This window comes from Peloplasma aerotolerans, from assembly GCF_030012175.1.
Lineage (GTDB): Bacteria > Bacillota_I > Bacilli_A > Acholeplasmatales > Acholeplasmataceae > Peloplasma > Peloplasma aerotolerans.
This window is the reverse complement of record NZ_JASCXW010000068.1, coordinates 1-2630: the sequence shown is the minus strand read 5'-3', so window position 1 is coordinate 2630 and position 2630 is coordinate 1. Positions and strand designations below refer to the sequence as shown.

Genomic DNA, 2630 nt, shown 5'->3' with positions numbered 1-2630 from the left:
AGTGCTTATGATTGCTTTATCTAATCCAAATGAAAGAGAAACTATAGTTAAGATTATCATAAATTTAATTAATCAAAATAATTAGCAAAGTTGCCAAATATTAGTGTGTTATCGTAACCAAAACTACACGTGAAATAAAGATATTTATACCAGTCTAGACTGTTAGACACTGAAAAAAACGTGAACCTCTACGGGTCACCAATATTATTATGAAACCCCATTTCTTAGTTGAGTGGGGTCTTTTTATGAACTATTATATACTTCTCACGCAAAATATGAGTAAACGTCAAATATTAACACTATCTAAGAGGAAACAACAATTAGAGATGGCTCTCAAAGATTCTTTGTTATAGGAGTTCAAATCTCACCTGGAGGAAAATGGTGGATTTTTATGTGGTTTTAGTGAGTTATCAAATTTCGGTGAGTAAGATACTCAATCTTTAATTGGCTTTGCTTGAATATGATTTAAGACATACTCTGCTTTTTATGAATAAAGTGGACACGATAAGTGAGGATTTATTACTTTGAATAATACACTTGATAAACCACCCAATGAGTGGTAAAATATTGTTGAGGTGATTTAAAATGGATATGATCATAAAAGAGGCTAGAGCAGAATACGGATTAACCCAAAAGGAGTTAAGTGAAATTACAGATATACCACTAAGAACCATTGAAAATTGGGAAAGCGGAAAAAGAACGCCGAGTCCTTGGGTTGAAAAAATGGTATATAATTATCTAAAACAGTATCCCAAAAATCAGTATGGAATCATTACTGAAACAAAAGGTATCTACGAAGTTAATCAAATTAGAGAGGCCTTATTACCACTGACTTTTAAGTACGACATTAAAAAAATTATACTATATGGATCATACGCTAAGGGGAAACAAGAACCTCAAAGCGACATCGATCTTGTGGTTGATGGAAATATTAAAGGTATCAAGTTTTTTGGTTTACTTGAGAATATAAATAACATCTTTGTGAAATCTGTTGATTTGATTCATCTTTCACAAATTAACACAAATTCTGAAATCTATGAAAGTATCATGCAGGGTATCGTGCTATATGAACGATAGGGACATTAAGAGTATATCAAGAATTATTGTACATATCGAAAATATAGTAGAATACATGAAACCAATTAGATCACTAAACGATTTTAATCAAAATAATCTTATAGTTGATGCAGTCGTATTCAACTTATCTCAAATAGGAGAAATATCAAAGTTTAGAGCATCATCTAGATTTAAAGAAATGAGCAAACATATTCCCTAGCATGAAATGTATGGCTTTAGAAATCGTATAATCCATGATTATGATCAAATCAATATGAGTGTTGTTTATGACACTGTTAAAGAAGATTTGCCTATTCTATTGAAACAATTAATTGATTTGAAAAATTCAAATGATTAATCGTACATAAGCTAACTAACTCAAATGCTTTCTATTTCTCGTGAAGAAGCGTGAATCCCTTCAGGTCAACAATAATGACATGAAACGCTCTTCTCATATGCGGGAAGGGCTTTATATATATAGATGTAGCATACAAGAAAACATACAAGAAAACATACATGATAAAATCTTTTATGGTATAATTTACTTAAGGGGAGTTGATGATTATGTCCTACAAACCACCTTATGAAATAAATACATCGATACTTAATAAAATTGCTGCTATCATGAAAATGATTGGTAAGTTTTCTAGTATGAATAATTTAAGTAGCCAGCCCTTATTAAGAAGAAAAAACCAAATAAGATCTATTCATTCATCTCTAGCCATTGAGAATAATCAATTATCAGAATCTCAAGTTAAAGATTTAATCAATGGCAAACTTGTCACAGGTCCTCAAAAAGATATATTAGAAGTACAAAACGCAATCAATGTTTATGAACACTTACAGGAGATTAATCCATACGCTCAAAAAGACCTACTTAAATACCATAAAATACTCATGACCACCCTCGTCTCTGATGCAGGTTCATATCGAAAAGGACAAGTTGGTGTATTTGATGATGAAAAAGCAATCTTTATGGCACCTCCTGCAGATAGAGTACCAACTTTAATGAATAATCTCTATGATTACTTGAATCATTATGATGAAAACATACTTATCAAGTCATGTGTATTTCATTATGAATTTGAGTTTATCCATCCTTTTAGTGATGGTAATGGTAGAATGGGTAGACTTTTTCAAACGTGCTTACTTGCAAAAGAAGAAGAACTGTTTTACTATTTACCCGTTGAATCAATCATTAAACAGAAACAACAAGCATACTATGATGCTATATCTAAATCGAATCAAGAAGGTGCATCCACTGTATTTATTGAATTTATGTTGGATGCTATTATAGAAACCATGAATGAAACCCTAAAACAATCAAATATAGAAAAAGGAAGTCTATCCATTCAAGCAAAGAAGTTACTTACTGTTTTTGAAGAAGGTATTCCATATACTACTATAGAACTTATGGATAAGGTAGGTATAAAATCTAGAGTATCTTTTAAAAAGAATTATTTAGATCCACTTTTACAATCAGGTATGATTGAAATGACATTTCCAGAAAAACCTAGGAGTAGAAATCAAAGATATGTAATGAAGTGAAAAATCAAAAAGGCTGAAATTTATAT

The 2630-nt window shown here is 30.8% G+C and carries 4 protein-coding genes; all 4 read left to right on the top strand.

Annotated features, from left to right (window positions below; translation table 11 throughout):
* Nucleotides 1-585 precede the first annotated feature (585 nt).
* The 4 genes from QJ521_RS09535 to QJ521_RS09525 all read left to right on the top strand — a co-directional run bounded on the left by QJ521_RS09535 (nucleotide 586) and on the right by QJ521_RS09525 (nucleotide 2604).
* On the top strand, nucleotides 586-1077 hold the full coding sequence (locus QJ521_RS09535; RefSeq protein ID WP_282840246.1) for a nucleotidyltransferase domain-containing protein: 492 nt from the start codon (nucleotides 586-588) through the stop codon (nucleotides 1075-1077).
* Nucleotides 1078-1132: 55 nt separating this feature from the next.
* Nucleotides 1133-1276: a ribonuclease HepT family protein gene (locus tag QJ521_RS09530; protein ID WP_282840245.1), complete on the top strand. Its 144-nt coding sequence runs from the start codon at nucleotides 1133-1135 to the stop codon at nucleotides 1274-1276.
* Between the two features lie 6 nt (nucleotides 1277-1282).
* On the top strand, nucleotides 1283-1414 hold the full coding sequence (locus tag QJ521_RS09725; RefSeq protein ID WP_430757356.1) for a HepT-like ribonuclease domain-containing protein: 132 nt from the start codon (nucleotides 1283-1285) through the stop codon (nucleotides 1412-1414).
* Nucleotides 1415-1620: 206 nt separating this feature from the next.
* The gene (locus tag QJ521_RS09525; RefSeq protein WP_282840244.1) at nucleotides 1621-2604 is read left to right on the top strand and encodes a Fic family protein; all 984 of its coding nucleotides are present in this window, start codon (nucleotides 1621-1623) and stop codon (nucleotides 2602-2604) included.
* The last annotated feature ends 26 nt before the right edge of the window (nucleotides 2605-2630 follow it).